The organism is Cryobacterium sp. TMT1-66-1, from assembly GCF_004403435.1.
Taxonomy (GTDB): domain Bacteria; phylum Actinomycetota; class Actinomycetes; order Actinomycetales; family Microbacteriaceae; genus Cryobacterium; species Cryobacterium flavum.
Genome location: NZ_SOGP01000004.1, coordinates 1 through 18,198 on the forward strand (window position 1 = coordinate 1; position 18,198 = coordinate 18,198).

At 62.2% G+C, this 18,198-nt stretch carries 15 protein-coding genes and 1 pseudogene; 8 read left to right on the forward strand and 8 right to left on the reverse strand.

Translation table 11 applies throughout. The annotated features are described in order from the left end of the window. From E3T29_RS01780 to E3T29_RS01790, 3 genes and pseudogenes are all read left to right on the forward strand, one after another. A partial coding sequence (locus E3T29_RS01780) for an integrase core domain-containing protein (protein ID WP_166792305.1) occupies positions 1-313 on the forward strand: 313 nt, incomplete at its 5' end. 200 nt (positions 314-513) lie between these two features. Next, a complete protein-coding gene (locus E3T29_RS01785; RefSeq protein WP_134343841.1) occupies positions 514-1,950 on the forward strand; it encodes an integrase core domain-containing protein in 1,437 nt (478 codons plus the stop codon). Positions 1,951-2,161: 211 nt separating this feature from the next. Beyond that, positions 2,162-2,404, forward strand: a pseudogene (locus E3T29_RS01790) (helix-turn-helix domain-containing protein); the annotation flags it as partial. A 51-nt stretch (positions 2,405-2,455) separates the two neighbouring features. Here the strand turns inward: E3T29_RS01790 and E3T29_RS01795 are convergent. The 5 genes from E3T29_RS01795 to E3T29_RS01815 all read right to left on the reverse strand — a co-directional run bounded on the left by E3T29_RS01795 (position 2,456) and on the right by E3T29_RS01815 (position 6,875). After that, positions 2,456-2,902, reverse strand: coding sequence for a hypothetical protein (locus E3T29_RS01795; protein ID WP_198417704.1), 447 nt, complete (start codon positions 2,900-2,902; stop codon positions 2,456-2,458). Between the two features lie 5 nt (positions 2,903-2,907). Further along, positions 2,908-3,837 carry a TIR domain-containing protein gene (locus tag E3T29_RS01800; protein ID WP_134343843.1) on the reverse strand — a complete coding sequence of 310 codons (930 nt, stop codon included), beginning with the start codon at positions 3,835-3,837 and terminating at the stop codon, positions 2,908-2,910. 794 nt (positions 3,838-4,631) lie between these two features. Then, positions 4,632-5,417, reverse strand: coding sequence for an acetoin reductase (locus E3T29_RS01805; RefSeq protein ID WP_134343844.1), 786 nt, complete (start codon positions 5,415-5,417; stop codon positions 4,632-4,634). Between the two features lie 245 nt (positions 5,418-5,662). After that, a complete protein-coding gene (locus E3T29_RS01810; RefSeq protein WP_134343845.1) occupies positions 5,663-5,986 on the reverse strand; it encodes a hypothetical protein in 324 nt (107 codons plus the stop codon). Further along, positions 5,979-6,875 carry a hypothetical protein gene (locus tag E3T29_RS01815; protein WP_166792306.1) on the reverse strand — a complete coding sequence of 299 codons (897 nt, stop codon included), beginning with the start codon at positions 6,873-6,875 and terminating at the stop codon, positions 5,979-5,981. Before E3T29_RS01815 ends, E3T29_RS01810 begins: the two co-directional genes overlap by 8 nt. A gap of 394 nt (positions 6,876-7,269) precedes the next feature. On the opposite strand from E3T29_RS01815, the gene E3T29_RS01820 reads away from it, so the two are divergent. The 5 genes from E3T29_RS01820 to E3T29_RS01840 all read left to right on the forward strand — a co-directional run bounded on the left by E3T29_RS01820 (position 7,270) and on the right by E3T29_RS01840 (position 15,493). Beyond that, positions 7,270-8,451: an ROK family transcriptional regulator gene (locus tag E3T29_RS01820; RefSeq protein ID WP_134343847.1), complete on the forward strand. Its 1,182-nt coding sequence runs from the start codon at positions 7,270-7,272 to the stop codon at positions 8,449-8,451. Positions 8,452-8,595: 144 nt separating this feature from the next. After that, positions 8,596-10,116, forward strand: a complete 1,521-nt coding sequence (gene mmsA / locus E3T29_RS01825) for a multiple monosaccharide ABC transporter ATP-binding protein (protein ID WP_092338734.1) — start codon at positions 8,596-8,598, stop codon at positions 10,114-10,116. Then, a complete protein-coding gene (mmsB, locus tag E3T29_RS01830) occupies positions 10,116-11,456 on the forward strand; it encodes a multiple monosaccharide ABC transporter permease (protein ID WP_370449091.1) in 1,341 nt (446 codons plus the stop codon). Before mmsA ends, mmsB begins: the two co-directional genes overlap by 1 nt. A gap of 62 nt (positions 11,457-11,518) precedes the next feature. Next, complete coding sequence (locus E3T29_RS01835) at positions 11,519-12,628, forward strand: sugar-binding protein (RefSeq protein ID WP_092338736.1); 1,110 nt, start codon at positions 11,519-11,521, stop codon at positions 12,626-12,628. A gap of 1,401 nt (positions 12,629-14,029) precedes the next feature. Further along, a complete protein-coding gene (locus E3T29_RS01840; protein WP_134343848.1) occupies positions 14,030-15,493 on the forward strand; it encodes a cryptochrome/photolyase family protein in 1,464 nt (487 codons plus the stop codon). 2 nt (positions 15,494-15,495) lie between these two features. Here E3T29_RS01840 and E3T29_RS01845 read toward each other — a convergent pair whose 3' ends face one another. The 3 genes from E3T29_RS01845 to E3T29_RS01855 all read right to left on the reverse strand — a co-directional run bounded on the left by E3T29_RS01845 (position 15,496) and on the right by E3T29_RS01855 (position 17,945). Further along, positions 15,496-16,194, reverse strand: a complete 699-nt coding sequence (locus tag E3T29_RS01845; protein WP_134343849.1) for an SDR family oxidoreductase — start codon at positions 16,192-16,194, stop codon at positions 15,496-15,498. 254 nt (positions 16,195-16,448) lie between these two features. After that, the gene (locus tag E3T29_RS01850; protein ID WP_370449092.1) at positions 16,449-16,910 is read right to left on the reverse strand and encodes a MarR family winged helix-turn-helix transcriptional regulator; all 462 of its coding nucleotides are present in this window, start codon (positions 16,908-16,910) and stop codon (positions 16,449-16,451) included. Between the two features lie 330 nt (positions 16,911-17,240). Beyond that, on the reverse strand, positions 17,241-17,945 hold the full coding sequence (locus tag E3T29_RS01855) for a winged helix-turn-helix domain-containing protein (RefSeq protein WP_134343851.1): 705 nt from the start codon (positions 17,943-17,945) through the stop codon (positions 17,241-17,243). Between the last annotated feature and the right edge of the window lie 253 nt (positions 17,946-18,198).

Here is an 18,198-nt window from a genome sequence, read left to right on the forward strand (position 1 = left end):
GGAGACCGTAGCGCTCGAGGGATTGGTCGCATCGATCGGCACGGTCGGTGACGCGTATGACAATGCGGCCGCCGAGACCGTGATGGGCCTCTACAAGAACGAGGCCGTCGCGAAGAACTCACCCTTCATAACCGGTCCGCTGAAGACCCTCGCCGACGTCGAGAAACTCACCTTCGACTGGCTCGACTGGTACAACAATCGGCGTCTACACAGCGCCCTGGGGAACATGCCACCGGCTGAATATGAGCTCCACTATTACGCTGGAACAAACGGCCCGATAAATATCGAAGCCGCCAACAAAACGGCGGCATGAAACCCGGGACGGTTCAGGGGTCCAGGTAGTTGGTGTGTAATCGCGTGACATCGTGGACAGTGGATCTCAGAACTTCGTGGACGCTGGGTCTCATGGCTTCGTGTGTCCTGTCTCAGCGCATCGTGGACACACGATCTCATGACATCGTGGACACGATGTCTCACAGCATCGGAGACACTTGCGGCGGTCATAGTCAGGGAATGACGAATTCTCTTTCACCCCAGACTCGTGCCGCGATCATGAATTACGACCCGACCCAGCCTCACGCGCTGTCGATTATCGCGTTCTGCCGCTTTTTGAAGATCTCTCGGAGCGTGTTCTACAAGATCCGCGGGCGAGCTGTCCACGAGGCTACTGCTGCGCTGCACCCACGCTCCCGCGCCCCGAACGTCCCAGCCCGGCGTTATGGGCAGGTCGTCGTGAATGAGGTGGTGAAGATCCGCAAACAGCTCAAGACTGATGGCTGGGATTATGGTCCCCGCTCGATCTACTACGAAGCGGCCATGGATAGCGGGTTCCCTGGAGGGAAGGTCCCGTCGGTGGCGACGATCGCACGTCTTCTGGCCAGCGTCGGGCAGGTGGACGCGTCACCAAAGAAGCGACCGAAGTCGTCCTACATCCCGTTCGTGCGCGCGACGGCGATGTCGCTGTGGCAACTGGACGCGTTCGAGTACCGGCTGGCGAACGGGCAAACCGTCACGGTATATCAACTGCTCGACGACGCAAGCCGATACGACGTGGGCTCCGCCGCGTATTCGCGTCATGAGAACAGTGCTGATGCCAAGGACGTCCTCGAACGGGCAATCGCCGCATGCGGGGCACCCCAGGAAGTGTTACCGGATAACTCGCTGGCGTTCAACCAGCTGCGCGCAGGCACGATCGGCTCCGTGGAGATCTTTCTGGCATCGAAAGGCACCATGCCGATCAGCGCGCTGCCGGGCAAGCCCACCACACAGGGCAAGAACGAGCGCTCCCACCAGACGTTGATCCGTTTCCTCGACGCCGACCGGCCGGCCACTCTCGAGCATCTCCGTGTCCGGATCCACCGTTTCCGGGAGCACTACAACAACCGCCGACCGCATCAAGCCCTCGAACAAGCTACGCCGCGGGCGGCGTGGGACTTGCTCGAGCACACGCCAGCGACCGAGCCGATCCCGCTGTCGGTATTGGAAGCGAAAGCCTCGGAGTACCGGCAGGCTCGCGCGCGACGACAGTCAGACCTTCACCGGGCGTCGTTGACGATCTCCAAGTCCGGGCAGGTTATGCCCGACGACAACGCACGGCCACAAACAGCGGATCAGTCACTCGTGGAGGTCACCAAAGCCAACCGGCAGGTCTACTTTCAGGGCTACCAGGTCTCCCTGCCGACGACGTACGCCGACCGCACGTTCTACCGGACGATCACCGACGACGCGTTCTTGCCCACCGATCCCGTCACCGCTGAGATCGTGTTCTCATTCCCGCTGCCGATGGTCGCGCTAAACGTCCGAGGCCGATACGTTGCCTCATACTCCATCCAAGGCGTGGGCGTGACCCACCCAACGAAACCCTGGGAACGCAAGAACGCGGAATATCAGACACAGTTCGCCCAGCGCCAGACTGATCTCCCCGCAGTGCTCGGTGAGCCAGGACGGTAGCTGTGCACGAAGCCGTGAGACCCAGCGTCCACGAAGTTCTGAGATCCACTGTCCACGATGTCACGCGATTACACACCAAGTCCCTGGACTGGCGCTACCCACAAGCCCTACTCGCCACTTGAAGGCCCTCCGCACGGGCGAAACCCTCCTGGTCTGGAAACTCGACCGACTCGGTCGTGTTAACGCCACCTGGTCAACACGTGTCCATGACCTCATCGCTGAGCGCACGGTTACTGGGCTTGCCGCGGCTCGAGCACGGGGGAGGACCGGCGGGCGCCCGTTCAAGATGACGCCGGCGAAGGTACGCCTGGCCATGGCCGCGATGGGGCAGAAGGAAACACAGGTTGGCGACCTGTGCAAGGAACTCGGTATCACCCGGCAGACCCTGTATCGGCACGTTTCACCGGCGGGGGAGCTTCGTTCGGACGGAGCGAAACTTTTCTCTCGGAGTTAGGACATTCCTGCGTCAGGTGAGGCACCGGGTCACGGGTTCAGCTTCGCACGCCTAGACCGTGAAGGAAGCTCCGCAAATGAGACAGAAGTAGGGAGCTTTGGCATCGTCATCCACTTTGACGGGCTCCCAGGGATGGCACGGGGGCTCGACGATGATCATGTCATCGGGCTCGACGAGAGGGTCCGGAACTTCGCGCCGACTTGATGCGCGCGTCACCTTGAAGTTCTTACTATCGCTGATTCCACTAAATAGTTCGTCAGCTACTTGATCCATGAGAGGACCGACGACTACAGCCCGCTGATAGTCCAGCTGTGTCGGCGTCCACCATTGGTCGATAGCTGCAGACTGGCCGCAGAGGGGACACCAATGCACGTCCGGATAGACGAAGTCTTGCGGAGCTTCCTCGGTCTTGCCGTGATGCCACTTGAACTCTTGTTCGCAATGTGGGCACTCGCGTCGAAGAAAGCCATCTAGATCCAGAGGAAAACTAATGTTCATTTGGCCTATCCATTCATATCGATGAATACTTCTTCTTGAAATGCAGTGCTGTCTTCGAGCTCAGCGAGCACAAGGATGTCGAATTGATCGGGCACTATCGAACCACCCATCGTGTGTTTGCCAGCGGCGTCCACGCGTACGGTGAAGCTTTTTCCGGCGGGCAGCCTCTTCAGCGGCCCGTCCTGGTGAAAGGTGATGCCCTTCAATCCCTCGGGGACATCAAATGTGACGTTGAAGAGTGGTGCCGAACCATTGTTGGTGACTTTCAGCTCGTCGAAGTGACCGCTTCCGTTGCTGATCCAGCGTGCGTCTACGCGTGGTCCTCTACGGTCGTTGCTCGCGATTCTGCGGGCCCGAGTAAGTCCGTTTGAGGTGTCGGGCGGTGTGAAGTCGCCTGCTGTCATCCAATCAGCGCCTGTTCGGTCGACCGGACAGCCAGCGTTCTGCAGCCGATTCGCTAGGTCTATCCGCGTGTGAGGCGAGTTGTTCAGCCGGACGGCATGCCTGCCGGCAACGTCACTGAATGGACGAATGGCGCCGAGCTCGACGAGAACAGTTCGGTTTGGGTTGCGTCCCATGGCCATGCCGGCTTCGAAGAGGACGTTGGGGCGTGCCTGCGGGGTAGGCGTCCGTTCTGGGTCGTCGACGCCGTCAGCGTAAGGGAGGTCAATGTACGCAATATCGTCTGGCGTCATAAGGACGACAATCGCTTGGGCGTGATCGAAAGCCCTGTCGAGAACCTCACCGATGTATGGCGATGCCGATCCAGTGAGTGCGAGGGCCTGAGTCCACTCGAGCGGCTTGAGGCCCAAGGAGCGGAGGAAAACGAACATTGAGTCCCGCGCGGCCAAGTTGCGCCCATGAACGACGAAAACCTTGTCGGCCGCAACCGGGGGAGTAGGTGCTGGTTCACTGTCGATCGTTACAACTGCCATGCGCTTACAGTAGCGGTGACGACTGACGCTGGTCGTCGATTCTCCGCGTCGCGAAACCCAGCTAAGGGTTTTGTACGGAGGCTGGTCCGAGCGGCTCTGGTTGCATCCGTTGTCGATGTGGGTCCGCACGACACGCCGACTACAGGTCGCGAGCAAAGTGATAACCGGCCGCACGGGACGTTGTTACTGTTCTCTGCCACTTCATTCTGTGAACGCTTCGGCGTCAGTACATACTCCATCGATCGCCGCTCGGTGATCAGTTCCTAAGAAGGCTCAATCACGCTTGCTTAATCGGCAGATTCTGCTATAGAGGCATTATCACTTGTCATAATCGCCAGTATCGGTCGCGGCGCTCTGTGGGGGCGCGTGCGGGTGATGAACTGCGGGGCTTTCTGATGGACCCAACTTTTGTTGTGGATGACAACACACGTGCGGGGCTTGAACGGTTTAGAGCCGTCGACTGATCCCGATGAGCGTTCCCGTCGGGGTACTTCGCTGGAGGATACACCGGTGCCGCGTAGCGACTGCGACGCCGGCAAGGTGACGCGTGATCCTCGCAAGCGTGCCCACATTTTGCACTTGAAAAACTTTGGGTGAATCTGGATACCTCACTGTGACCCAAAAACGTTGAATCCGCGCGGCTCTTGACGCCATCGACGACACTGAGCGGACGGTTATTGGAGTTCGAATCTCCCTAGGGGTACCCAGCACGCGCGCGGATGGCGGGGTCCGGATTGCTCCCGACCCCACCATCCGTTTGTCACTGGGCGTCGCTCTCCCGAGCGTGTCGGGCTCTAGTTGTAGAGCATCCCGCCGTCGACGAGTAGGACCTGGCCGGTCACGTAGTCGGAGTCGGGGCCAGCGAAGAACGACACGATCTTGGCGACATCCTCCGGGGTCTCGATACGGCCCAGTGCGATGCCCTCGACGTTTTCCTTGAGGTTCTGACCACGCGGCTTGCCGTTGATAGCGCTGAGCTTCTCGTCGATGAGGTCCCACATGCCGGTGCCGACGATGCCGGGGGCGTAGGCGTTGACGGTGACGCCTCGGGGTGCGAGCTCCTGGGCGGCAGCCTGGGAGATGCCGCGCACGGCGAACTTCGACGCCGAGTAGGCGCCGAGGATGGGGAAGCCCTGAATGGCGGCGATGGAAGCGGCGTTGATGATCTTGCCGGCGTGGCCGAGCTCGTCGAACTTCGCGACCGCGGCCTGGATTCCCCAGACGACGCTGTTCACGTTGATGCGGAAGATCTTCTCCATGTCTTCTGCCGTGATCTCGAGCATGGGTGTGACCTGCGCGATGCCGGCGTTGTTGACGATCACGTCGAACCCGCCAAGCTTCTCGGCCGCGGTGTTCACGGCGGCGAACACGTCGTCGCGGTTGGAGACGTCGGCGGTGACGAAGACGGCCCTGCGTCCGAGAGCCACGATTTCGGCGACGACACCGGCGCCCTTCTCGGCCTGGAAGTCGAGGTCGGCGACGGCGATGTCGTAGCCGTCCTGGGCGAGGCGGAGTGCGATGCCGCGTCCGATTCCCTGTCCGGCTCCGGTGACGAGTGCGACTTTGTTCGAAACGGTCATGGTGGTTCTCATTTCTGGTTCGGGCATGCTGAGCGCCGTTTGGCGTCGTTGACCCGCGGCTCGGACGGTGTCGGTCAGACAACCGTTCGGACTCATTAAGGCTAGCGACAGATCCGCTGGCCGGTGCCGCCATTGCAGGCTTGATGCTGGCCGGGTGGGCCGCGAGCGAAGCCGGCGCCACGCCGAACGCACTGTCGGGCACGCTGGACGGCGCGGGATCGTCGGCGCAGGCCGCCGCCTTCTAACTAATGCTCGCCTGTCGGAGCCGGATAGCGGCTGGCCTTGCCCCCGGTAAGTGGACACGGGTGAAGCGGCGAGTTGACCTTCCGCGGTTGTTGCCGGAGCTTTCCTCCTTGGTGGTTATTGCTGGGCGGGAGGTCGGTCATCAGCTGTTCGAGTTTGTGGCGGCTCTCCTGGGAGGTGATGAGGTCGATGTCGAGACTGATTTCGTCTCCGACTCGCACGAACGTTGCCCACCCGCCGATGAGAATCGACGGCTCGAGGTCGTGACCCAGCCGGTCGACGATCGCACGGATGACTCCATGCTCGTCTTTGTAGAGGTTAGGCACTGGCGCGCTGCTCCCAATCGGCGTAGGTGAATAGTTTCGCTTTCAGCGCGCGGGTGAACTCGGCCGCCTGCCATCCCGGGCCTGCCCACAGGTCGGCGTAGGTTTGCGCGAGGCTGGCGTATCCAGATCGCCACGTGCGTGCCGCGACCGGATCTTCCGTGAGGATGATGACCTCATCGCCCACAGGAAAGTCAGCCTGCGCATGTGCTTGGGTGGTGTAAACGATCCGGCGGCCGAGATCGGCGAAAGTGTTGCGGCCACCTAGGTAGTGCACAGCAGCGCTGCTGCCGCTCAGCGCGTAGTCGCCCTCGACGTCGTCAAGAAGGTTTTGGGTAGCCGGCAGGGTTGTTGACACCATCGTGTCGGCAGGCAGGCAGGCAGGCAGGCAGGCAGGCAGGCAGGCAGGCAGGTTGCGGTGCGCGGCGAAAGCTTCGAGAAGCTTTTCCGGCGCGACGAAGGTGTAACCGCGACGCGAATTGGCGCGAACAGCTCCGATGTCGAGAAGTCGGCCCAGCGCCTGATGAGTGGTGGACGGCGCTACGGCAGCTGCGTCGGCGATAGCGCCGATGCTGGCCCAGTCTCGTTGATCGTCCAGCGCGGCGTCGGCCAATGTGCGCCAGACTATCTCCACGTTCTTCATCGCACCATCATTGCTGAATTCATAAATATACGGAAGGCAGCATCCGTATATACATGGAAGAGCACCATGGGTCTTGGATTCCCGATGTTGGCGGGCGCACTGCTCAAATCCCGCGTTTATGATCGTAGGGTAGCTGACGATGTCGCTGTCACTGTCACTGTAGTTAAAGACGGTTCGCCACTTTGGCCCGCAATTCGCCACATTGCGTTCGCCACTATGGGGCTCCCGGACCAGTGCGGAAAGTGACATCGGAAGTCCACAAAAGCCTGATCAGGCTGCGAAATCTGAACACTGCTGATCAACGTCGAATAATGGCGAAAACCACGACCCTAGATCAGAAGGTTGGGGGTTCGAATCCCTTCGGGCGCACAGCTAAACCCCGTCTCATCAGGCCTTAGGCCTGTAAGGCGGGGTTTTTTCGTTTACAGGCCTTGCAACGAGGGTTGGAGTAGCAGCCCGTCAAGGGTAGAGCGAAACTTCCTCAAACCGGCGGGTTCCTTCACTGACGGGAGCTCAGCGAAGAACGTTCAAAATCTCACGAAACAGGTACTCCTCTGCAACGTGGCCTCGTCATCGTCGATGACAAGGCCACGTGTGCGTTCATTTATTGACGACATCGTCAAAATGCGGCACTCTTGGATACATGCCGGTTCGACCAACAAGGAACCCAGGGTCGCAGAGCGCCCTTCGACTGTCGAACCAACAGCGAATCCTATCCAACTTGGTCTCCTCCGGACCCACGACGCAGGCCGATATCGCCCGCAATACGGGGCTCTCTAACGCCACGGTCTCGAACATCGTCAAAGTGCTCGTCGAGCGCGGACTGGTCTCGACGTCGCCCACCACGAGCTCCGGCAGGCGTGCCCAGCTGGTCAGCCTGAAGTCGACCGACGGCGCGGTCTCGGTCGGAATCGACTTCGGGCGCCGCCATGTGCGCATCATCGTGGCCACGGTCGATTACCGGGTGATCGGCGAGAAGGACGTCGAGATCCCGCTCGGCTACACGGCGGCCGAGGCGCTCGACATCGCAGCCAACCTGCTCACCTCCACGCTCCTGCAAGCTGGCGTGCAACGCTCGGCCGTGCTCGGCGTGGGCGTCGGCGTGCCCGGGCCCATCGATAGCCGCACGGGCACCGTCGTCAGAGGTGCCATCCTGCCCGAGTGGGTCGGCGTCACGGTCAGAATGGTGGAGGAGAGCTTCGAGCTGCCGGTGTACCTCGAGAACGACGCCAACCTCGGCGCCCTCGCCGAGTCCACCTGGGGTCCGCACGCCGGCACGCCCACCGTCGTCTTCATTAAGGTGGGCACCGGCATCGGCGCTGGCCTCATCTTCAACGGAAGACCGTTCCTTGGACACATCGGTCTGACCGGTGAAATCGGCCACACTCCCATCCATGAGCACGGGCTCCTGTGCCGCTGTGGCAACCGCGGATGCCTTGAGACGGTGGCCTCGACGGCCATCATGATTGACATGCTCTCGCGTGCCCTCGATCGGCCGGTGCGCACGCGCGACATCGTGCGCCTCGTGCTCGCGGGCGACGAACGCGCCATCCGCGTGGTCGACGACGCCGGCTTCGCCGTCGGCCGGTCGATCGCTGCGATAGCCAACCTCGTCAACCCGCACACCATCATTGTCGGCGGTCCACTGGCCGATCTGGGCGAGATGCTGCTGAGTCCGATCCGCCGCGGACTCCAGCGCTACGCCGTGCCGATGATCGTGGAGACCACGGAATTGGTGATGTCGTCGCTGGGCGAGCGAGCCGAGGCACTCGGCGGCGCGGCGCTCGTGCTGCAACACTCGGGGATTCACCCCGCCCTAAGCTGATCGTTGCCATGTTTTTGTGTTCACAAGTTGACGACAACGGGCGTGGGGTTTAGATTCTAGAAATGGGGCACAATATTGTGGTCCTGCCAGACGAGGAGGTCAGACGTGGAGACGTCTCACAACAGTCACCCCACCATCCTGGAGATGCAGTCCATCACCAAGGAATTCCCGGGCGTGAAGGCCCTCGACAAGGTGTCTCTCACCGTCAGAGCCCAAGAGATCCACGCGATCTGCGGCGAGAACGGTGCAGGCAAGTCCACGCTGATGAAGGTGCTCTCCGGCGTGTACCCCTTCGGAACCTACGACGGCGAGATCGTCTACGAGGGCTCGGTCGTGCGCTTCCGCGACATCAAGCAGAGCGAGGCCGCCGGCATCGTCATTATCCACCAAGAACTTGCGCTCATCCCTGAGCTCTCGATCACAGAGAACATCTTCCTTGGCAACGAGCCCGGCCGAGGCGGCATCATCAACTGGGTTGAGGCCCAGCGCCGTTCGGTCGAACTGCTCGCCCGTGTCGGACTCGATGACGACCCAGACACCCAGGTCAAGAACATCGGCGTCGGCAAGCAGCAGCTCGTCGAGATCGCCAAGGCTCTCAACAAGAACGTGAAGTTACTCATCCTCGACGAGCCCACCGCCGCGCTTAACGAAAACGACTCGCAGCACCTGCTCGACCTGATCCTCGGTCTTAAGGGTAAGGGCATTTCGTCGATCATGATCTCCCACAAGCTGAACGAGATCGAGCAGATCGCCGACCAGATCACGATCATCCGCGACGGTAAGTCGATCGAGACCCTCGACGTGAAGGCCGACGGCGTCGACGAAGACCGCATCATCCGGGGCATGGTCGGGCGTACGCTCGGGAATCGTTTTCCCGAGCACTCCGCCAAAATCGGTCAGGTCTTCTTCGAGGTGCGCAACTGGACGGTGCAGCATCCGCTCACCACCGAGCGTCTCGTCGTGAAGAATTCGAGCTTCACCGTGCGCCGAGGCGAGGTCGTCGGGTTCGCCGGGCTGATGGGTGCCGGCCGCACCGAGCTCGCGATGAGCTTGTTCGGCCGCTCCTACGGCAAGTTCCTCTCCGGCCAGGTCTTTAAGGACGGTGAGGAGATCAAGTTGCGCACCGTCTCCGAGGCGATCGGCCACGGCATTGCCTACGTGAGCGAAGACCGCAAGTCGCTCGGCCTCAACCTGCTCGACACCATCAAGCGCTCCATTGTGTCGGCCAAGCTCGGCAAAATCTCCCGCGGCATCGTGGTGAACGAGTTGCAGGAGACGCGGGTCTCTGAGGAGTATCGCAAGAGCCTGCGCATCAAAACCCCCACAGTCGAGGAGGGTGTCACCAAGCTGTCCGGCGGAAACCAGCAGAAGGTCGTGCTGGCGAAGTGGATGTTCACCGATCCAGACCTGCTGATCCTCGACGAGCCGACCCGTGGCATCGACGTGGGGGCCAAGGCCGAGATCTACCAGATCATCCGCGACCTCGCTGCGCGGGGCACTGGCATCATCATGATCTCGTCTGAGCTGCCCGAACTCCTCGGCGTCTCCGACCGCATTTACACGATCTTTGAAGGAAAAATCACCAACGAACTCCCGGTCGCCCAGGCCGATCCCGAAACCCTCATGCGCAGCATGACCTCGGACTCACAGAAAGTAGTCGCGTAATGAGCGCATCCGATACTGAGAAAAGCGGCCGATCCAACATCCGTGACCTGAAGAAACTGTTCGGCGGCGGTGGTTCCCTCAAGCAGTTCGGCATCCTCGGTGCCCTCGTCGTCATCATCATCATCTTCCAGATTTGGACGGGGGGTAAGACGCTGCAGCCCGGCAACATCATCAACATCGTGCAGCAGTACTCCTACATCCTGATCCTGGCGATTGGCATGGTGATGGTGATCATCGCCGGCCACATCGACCTCTCGGTCGGATCGGTCGCGGCCTTCACCGGCATCATCGTTGCCCTCGCCATGCAGGACTGGAACTTCCCGTGGTGGGCCGGGATTATCCTCGGCATCGTTGTCGGTGCGCTGATCGGCGCCTGGCAGGGATTCTGGGTCGCCTATATCGGGGTCCCGGCGTTCATCGTGACACTGGCTGGCATGCTCATCTGGCGCGGTGGCAACCAGTTCATCGGCGACTCGGCCACTGTGCCCGTCGGCACGGGCTTCCAGGGCATTGGCAAGGGCTACCTCCCCGAGTTCGGGCCGAATTTCGGCGTCAACAATGCCACGATGCTCCTCGGAATTCTCGTCGTGTTGATCCTCATCGGCCTCGAGGTGCGTGGCCGCCGCACCCGCAAGGTGATGGGCGCGAAATCCGATCCCGTCTGGCTCAGTGTGCTCCGCGTCCTCATCCTCGGCGGCGTCGTCCTGGTGGCCGCCTACCTGTTCGCCACCGGTCGCGTTGGCACGAGCTTCCCGGTTTCCGGCATCATCCTCGCCGTGCTGGTCGTGGCGTACTCGTTCCTCACGAACCGTACGACCATCGGACGCCACATCTACGCGGTCGGCGGCAACAAGCACGCGGCTGAGCTGTCGGGCGTCAATTCGAAGCGCGTCAACTTCTTCGTGATGATGAACATGTCGGTACTGGCCTCGCTGGCCGGCATGATCTTCGTCGCTCGCTCGCAGGCCTCCGGACCGTTCGACGGAACCGGTTGGGAGCTCGACGCGATTGCCGCGGTGTTCATTGGCGGCGCGGCGGTCTCCGGCGGTATCGGAACCGTCGCCGGCTCCATCATCGGTGGACTCGTGATGGCCGTGCTGTCGAACGGACTGGCGCTCAAAGGCATCCAGTCCGACCTCGTGCAGATCATCAAGGGCCTCGTACTCCTGATCGCCGTCGGCGTCGACGTCTACAACAAGTCACAGGGACGTCCGTCGATCATCGGGCTGATGACGCGCAACAAGAGCGGCCAAGGGCTAACCGACAACTCCACCTCAGCGCAGGTCACGCCGGGCGGCGGAACGCCGGACACCGCGGTGCCGGCCGACCTCAAGAATTAATTCTCACCCACTGATTCAAACTTCCACCCTTCACCACCACACACAGAAAGAAAGACAACCTCATGAAGAAGATCCTTCTTGCTGCGACCGCCGTCATGGCAGTTGCAGCACTCGGCCTCACCGGCTGCTCCTCCGACACCGGACGCGGCAGCGCGGCAGGAACCGACGCGCCCGCCAGTGGCTTCAGCGCCGACTCCCTCATCGGCGTCGCACTTCCCGACAAGACCAGTGAGAACTGGGTCCTCGCCGGCAGCCTCTTCGAAAAGGGACTAGCCGACGCTGGCTTCAAGGGCGACGTGCAGTACGCCGGTGCCAGCAACGCGGTCGCCGACCAGCAGCAGCAGATCTCCACCATGGTTACCAACGGCGCCAAGGTCATCATTATCGGCGCCAAGGACGGCGCGCAGCTCAGCACCCAGGTCGCTGACGCCAAGGCCGCGGGCGTGACCGTTATCGCGTACGACCGCCTCATCCTGAACACCGACGACGTTGACTACTATGTCGCGTTTGACAACTTCAAGGTTGGGCAGCTCCAGGGACAGGCTCTCCTCGACGGCATGGCCGCCAAGTTCCCGGACAAGACCAGCTACAACGTAGAGCTCTTCTCAGGTTCCGCCGACGATTCGAACTCCGCGGTCTTCTTCAACGGCGCCATGGACGTACTCCAGCCGAAGATCGACGACGGAACCCTGAAGATCGTCTCCGGCCAGACCGACATTGGCCAGACGGCAACCGACGGTTGGAAGCCGGAGAATGCCCAGCGTCGCATGGACACCCTCATGCAGGGCACGTACCAGACCGAGTCCGTCGACGGCGTCCTCTCGCCGAACGACACCCTCGCCCGCGCCATCATCACCTCGGTGCAGGATGCCGGCCAGGCTGAGCTCCCCGTCGTGACTGGTCAGGACTCCGAGGCCGCCTCGATCCCGCTGATCATGTCCGGCGTACAGTACTCGACCATCTACAAGGACACCCGCGCGCTGGTCAAAGAAGCCATCGCCATGGCATCCGCTCTGCAGTCTGGCGACAAGCCCACCGTCAACGACACCAAGTCTTATGACAACGGCAACAAGATCGTCCCCGCTGACCTGCTCACGCCAGTCATCGTTACCGCGGCTAACGCTGTCGAGGCGTACGCGGAGAACCCCGAGCTGTCTCAGCTCACCAAGTAGCACCCGTTAGTTACGAAGAGACCGGTCGACCCCCTCGGGGCTGGCCGGTCTCGCCCGTTAACGCCATCGCGCACTCGACGCTCTGTGGTTGCGGAAGTTTTTCGGACGCAGCGGAATTTATCAAGGTGAATGAGGCCAGTGGGAGTTTAGGCGGCTAGTTCGAGCCCGTCGTTCTCGGTGGGTTTGTCGGCTGGTTTGTTGATCCATGCCGTCGCGGGAATGGTCAGAATCTTTGGTGCGTGGCTGGTACTGAATCGCTCGGGGCATCCCGACCAGATCGGCCGCGACGCGAGTGGAGGTTCCTCGGCTGGCCAGTTCGCGGTAGGCGGTCATTACGGCTACGCGCACGGTGTTTCGTCCCGCGAGCTCTTCGAAAGACTTTCGAGTAGCTCGTGCATTTTTGACATGATCTCGAACGCCACCCCCGTCGTCTCGAGGCGCTGCTCGGTCTTGCTCAGCTGGCGGCGCAGCCGGGCGATTTCCGCCTGCTCCGGCGTTAACCGGCCAATCTTCTCACCGGGTTTCTTCCCCGCAAGAGTACCGGCGTCACGCAGCTTGCGCCATTCCGTGATCTGCGAGGTATACAGCCCTTCGGTGCGCAGATAGGCGCCGCCCTTGTGGTTCTTGATAGCCGCGTCTTACGCGGCGAGGTGCGTCAGCTTCTGCGCTGGGCTGAACGACCTTCTCGAGGTCGGACCACCAGCTCGAGGTCGTGACCCAGCCGGTCGACGAGTGCGCGGATGACTCCGTTCTCGTCTTCGTAGAGGTTAGGCACTGGTGCGTTGCTCCCAATCGGCGTCGGTGAATAGTTTTGCTTTCAGCGCACGGGTGAACTCGGCGGCTTGCCATCCTGGGCTCGCCCACAGGTCGGCGTAGGTTTGCGCGAGGCTGGCGTATCCGGAGCGCCAGGTGCGTGCCGCGACCGGATCTTCGGAGAGGATGATGACCTCATCATTGCCTTTTTCTTAAAAATACGGAAGGCAGTATCCGTATTTACATGGAAGAGACCATGGGTCTTGGAATCCCGATGTTGGCGGGCGCACTGCTCGAATCCCGTGTTTGCTACCGTAAGCGTGACGGCGGCTGGCGATGTCGCCGTCGCGGCAGGTGAAGACGGTTCGCCACTTTGGCCCGCCATGCGCCACATTGCGTTCGCCACTATGGGGCTCCCGGACCAGTGCCGCAATTGGCAACGGGAGTCCACAAAAGCCTGATCAGACCGCTAAACCTGAACGCTGCTGATCGGTATTAAATAGTGGCAAAAACCACGACCCTAGATCAGAAGGTTGGGGGTTCGAATCCCTTCGGGCGCACAGATTCAGCCCCGTTTGACGTTACGTCGAGCGGGGCTTTTTTGTGAGAATCTGGCCAGGCCGACGCAACCTACGTAGAATCGGTCTCGTGTCCCTTCCCCGCTTCCTGTTTGCTGACCAACTCGGCCCGCACTACGACGACGGCGGGCCGATTGTGCTGGTTGAGGCGTCTGCCGTTCTCGAGCGCCGCACGTATCACCGGGCCAAGGCGCACCTCATCTTGAGTGCGCTTCGCCACCGAGCCCGCGAGTTGGGCGATCGCGTCGAGTTCCTGCGCGCAGAGCACTATCGGGACGTTCTCGCCGGTCGCGAACTGGAGGTGATCAACCCCACGTCGTGGGGTGCGCGCGCCCTGGTCGCCGAATTGGGGGCATCCGTTTTGCCCAGCAGGGGGTTCGTGACGAGCGAGCAGGACTTTGCTCGCTGGGCTGACGGACGACCGGCATCCCGACTCGTGATGGAGCAGTTCTACCGACACGTGCGAGCGAAAACGGGCGTCCTAATGCGGGGACCGGAGCCGGAGGGCGGCCGCTTCAACTTCGATCACGACAATCGACAGGCGCCCCCGCGAAATGCGGTCGGTCTCGGCCTGCCCGACCCGTGGGCTCCGGTGGAGGATGACATCGACGACGACGTTCGTCGCGACCTCGACGAGCTCGTAAGGGACGGCCGAGTGCACCTGATCGGAGCGGATGGTCCGCGTCGTTTCGCGGCGACCCGCGCGGAAGCGCTCGCGGCGCTCGATGATTTCATTGACACCCGTTTGTCAGACTTTGGGCCCTTTGAGGACGCGTCGCTGACCGGAGACAGCACGATGGCACACTCGCGGCTGAGCGTGCCACTCAACCTGGGCCTCCTGCACCCGCAGGAGGTCATCGACGCTGTCGTCGCCGCCTACGGTGCCGGTGGCGTGCCGCTGGCGAGCGTTGAGGCGGTGGTGCGCCAGATCATGGGCTGGCGGGATTGGGTCTGGCACCTGTACTGGCACCTCGGTGAGAACTACGTTGCCCGGAGCAACTTCCTCGCCGCCCACGAGCCCCTGCCGCCAGCGTTCCTGCAGTTGGATGGTGCTGCCGTCGAAGCGCGGTGTTTGAGTCACGTGCTCGATGAAGTGTCCCGCACCGGGTGGGCGCATCATATTCAACGTCTGATGATTCTCGGCAACTGGTCGCTTCAGAGGGGATATGAGCCGTCGGCGCTGTCGGATTGGTTTATCAATGCCTTCGTCGACGGAACGCCGTGGGTTATGCCGGCAAACGTTGTGGGTATGTCCCAGCACGCGGACGGCGGAATAGTCGCCACGAAGCCTTACGCCTCGGGTGGCGCCTACATTGCAAAGATGACGGATTTCTGCGGCAGCTGTCGGTTCAATCCGAAAATCAGGCTGGGCCCACAGGCCTGCCCATTCACGGCTGGCTACTGGGCGTTCCTCGATCGCGTGGAACCGCGCATCCGGGGTAATCACCGCATGGCTCAGCCACTAGCCGGTCTGAGGCGGCTCGGGGACCGCGACGCGGTTGTCGCCCAGGAGCGTGCGCGTACCCGCTGGTAGGCCTACCCGGCGAAAGCGGTACTCGGCAGGTCGCGCTCGCCGGCGATGATCGCGTCGACCAAGCGACGGGCGACATTCGCTGGGCTGTATCCCGTGGGCAGCCGTGGCGCTGACCCCTGGATCGGTCGGGTCGCCAGTCCGGTTTCGGTATGCCCGGGTCGGGCATCGAGAAAGCGGATGCCGTCCCGCCGCAATTCCCGGCCCGCCGCCTTGCCGAATGCCGCGAGGGCGGCCTTCGACGCCGAGTACGCCGCCATGTTCGCAGTCGGACTCTCGCTCACCACTCCGCTGAGAGTGAGGAAGAACGGATCGCGATGCGCGGCGGAGGATTCGACCAGGGCGGGATAGGCGGCCCGAAGCAGGCGCATGGGTGCCGTCGCGTTGACCGCCAGAAGAGCATCGATCGTTTCGTCCGAGACCTCAGCCATCGGTCCGAAGGCGACGAGTCCGGCAGCGTTCACGATTCCGTCGAGGCGGCCATGAGCGGCCAGGGCCGCGGCCACGAGCTGGGCGGCCGTGCCCGGATCCCGCAGGTCGCCGGTGACGGGGGCTCCGGCGATTCCGGTCTCGCTGATGCGTTCCGGATGGCGACCGTGCAGGGTGAGCAGGGCGCCATCCGCGCTCAGGAGTCGCGCGATCTCACGGCCCAAACCGCCGGTGGCACCGATGACGAGAATGGATGAGCCGGCGAGAGAAGTCATAGTGTCAGAGTAGACGGGATGCTGTGTGGTTGCGCAAGATTAGGCTTTCCACCCCCAAGCTGGGATACGATCGGCAGACGTGAGCAAAACTCAACGAGTCTGTATTTGTTTTATCTTTCAAAGATCCGATACGTGCTTGCGCCCGAGTTTCTCACCGGGCAATGTTCGGGCGCCCGGTGAGGAAGGCATTCCTGCGAGGGACTGCCTCGGTGGGACGAGGGGTAGGGCCCTCGTTCCATCGCCCCACCTTTCGCCTAGCCCTGGCCCGCCCCGTCGTCGCTGGGACAATCGATGCGCAGCTTGTCGCACAGCACGGTTAGCTGCTCCAGCTCGGTTTCGCTGAGCGTCTCTCCGATCCGCTCGGCAATCGACCTCATGTGATCAACGGCGACCCGCCGAAACAGCGCGAGGCCGGCATCGTTCAGCTCGATGATGGCGCCGCGCCCGTCGGTCGGGTCGGTGTGCTTGTGCACATAGCCGCGCGAGACGAGGCGGTCCACGAGCCGGCTCACGCTCGGCTGCGTCAGCAGCACGTGCTGGTTAAGATCACGCAAGCGGATGCGCCGGTCCGGCTGCCGAGACAAGTTGAACATCACGTCGTACTCGTTGAGGGAGATTTCCTTGGAGGGAAAATTCGACGCCAGACTGCGCATGATGGCGACCTGGGCCCGAAACAGGGACTCCCACGCGCCCACCGCGATCGTTCGATCCACCACCTGCGGCTCCTTGCCTCGTTTACCATGTCGTTCTCCAAGAATAGAGACTCGAGCGGGGGCGCGGGCACCGTGCGGGCCGTGGGCCAGCATCTGCGAGGCCGGAGAACGGTCAGGTTCTTGGCATGAAACTCGCAGGTGATTTTGTTGACGAAAGGTGGCGCCCGTTACCTATTCGTTATATGTTTTAGGTGCGTCAACCGTTTGCTGTGGCGGAAGACGTGAAATGTGATTGCAGGACACTCTTGGTGCAAGGGAAGAGGGTCAGTCGTAGCCTCTGCGACTGACCCTCAGTCCGTTAACGCGGCATCACGCGATGCCCGCCAGACCGGCTTAGAACAGGTCGGGGCTTGGCGTGGTCGACTGGCGGATGGCGACGTCCGCGTGGCGGTCGAAACGATAGCCGACGCCGCGCACCGTGCGCACGATGTCTTCGTAGCGCCCGAGCTTGGAGCGCAGGCGACGAACGTGCACGTCGATGGTGCGCTCGTTCGGGGTGTCTTCTTCATCGGCGGAGTTCCAGAGCGCGGAGATGATCTCGGCCCGGTCGATGGTGCGGCCCTCGCGCAGTACGAGGTACTGCAGCAGTTCGAACTCCTTGTAGGTCAGCGCGGCCGTCTCGTTGTCGAGGCTGACGCGCTTGCGGGAGATGTCGACGACTACACCGCTGCGAGCGCGGTCGAGCTCTTCGGGCTCTGCGCGGTGCGCAGCAAGTGCGGACGGGTCCTGCAGCGCGAGACGCACGACGTCCACGTCGCGTCCGCCAGCACCCTCCGGTGCCAGTGCGACGGCGGCATAGGTTTCGGCGGAGGGAGCGATGCCGGCGGCCAGGGCCTTGAGCGCCTCAACGATACGGTTCAGGCTCGTGCCGGCTGCGGCCGCCTTGGCCTCGTCGATGCCGACGTAGAGCACGAAGCCGCGAGCCTCGGTGCCGGTCGGTACGGCGCGAATGCGCGGTGCGGCAACCGGCGGAGCCAGGGTCAGCTCGGGGCGGTTGAAGTGGGCGGGGCGAGTGGCGTGGATGTGTGCGAGAGACATGAGGGGTCCTTGACTGTTCGATCGAAGGGAGCTCGACGGATGCGCGAAAGCGCTGCTTCGTGGTGGCTCCGGAAGGCCCGTGGGGCCGGAGGGCGAGTGCTTCAAACAAGCGCTCGGGGCGTCGGTCTGACGAATGAAATCAGTCAGGAACAGGACGCCTAGGGGGAAGTCTCGGTTAGCGGCACATTCGGCAACAGCGGATGGCGGGGGTGCCGGCCATCATCATGGCGGCAGTCCCGGGGGCCTCGAGGGA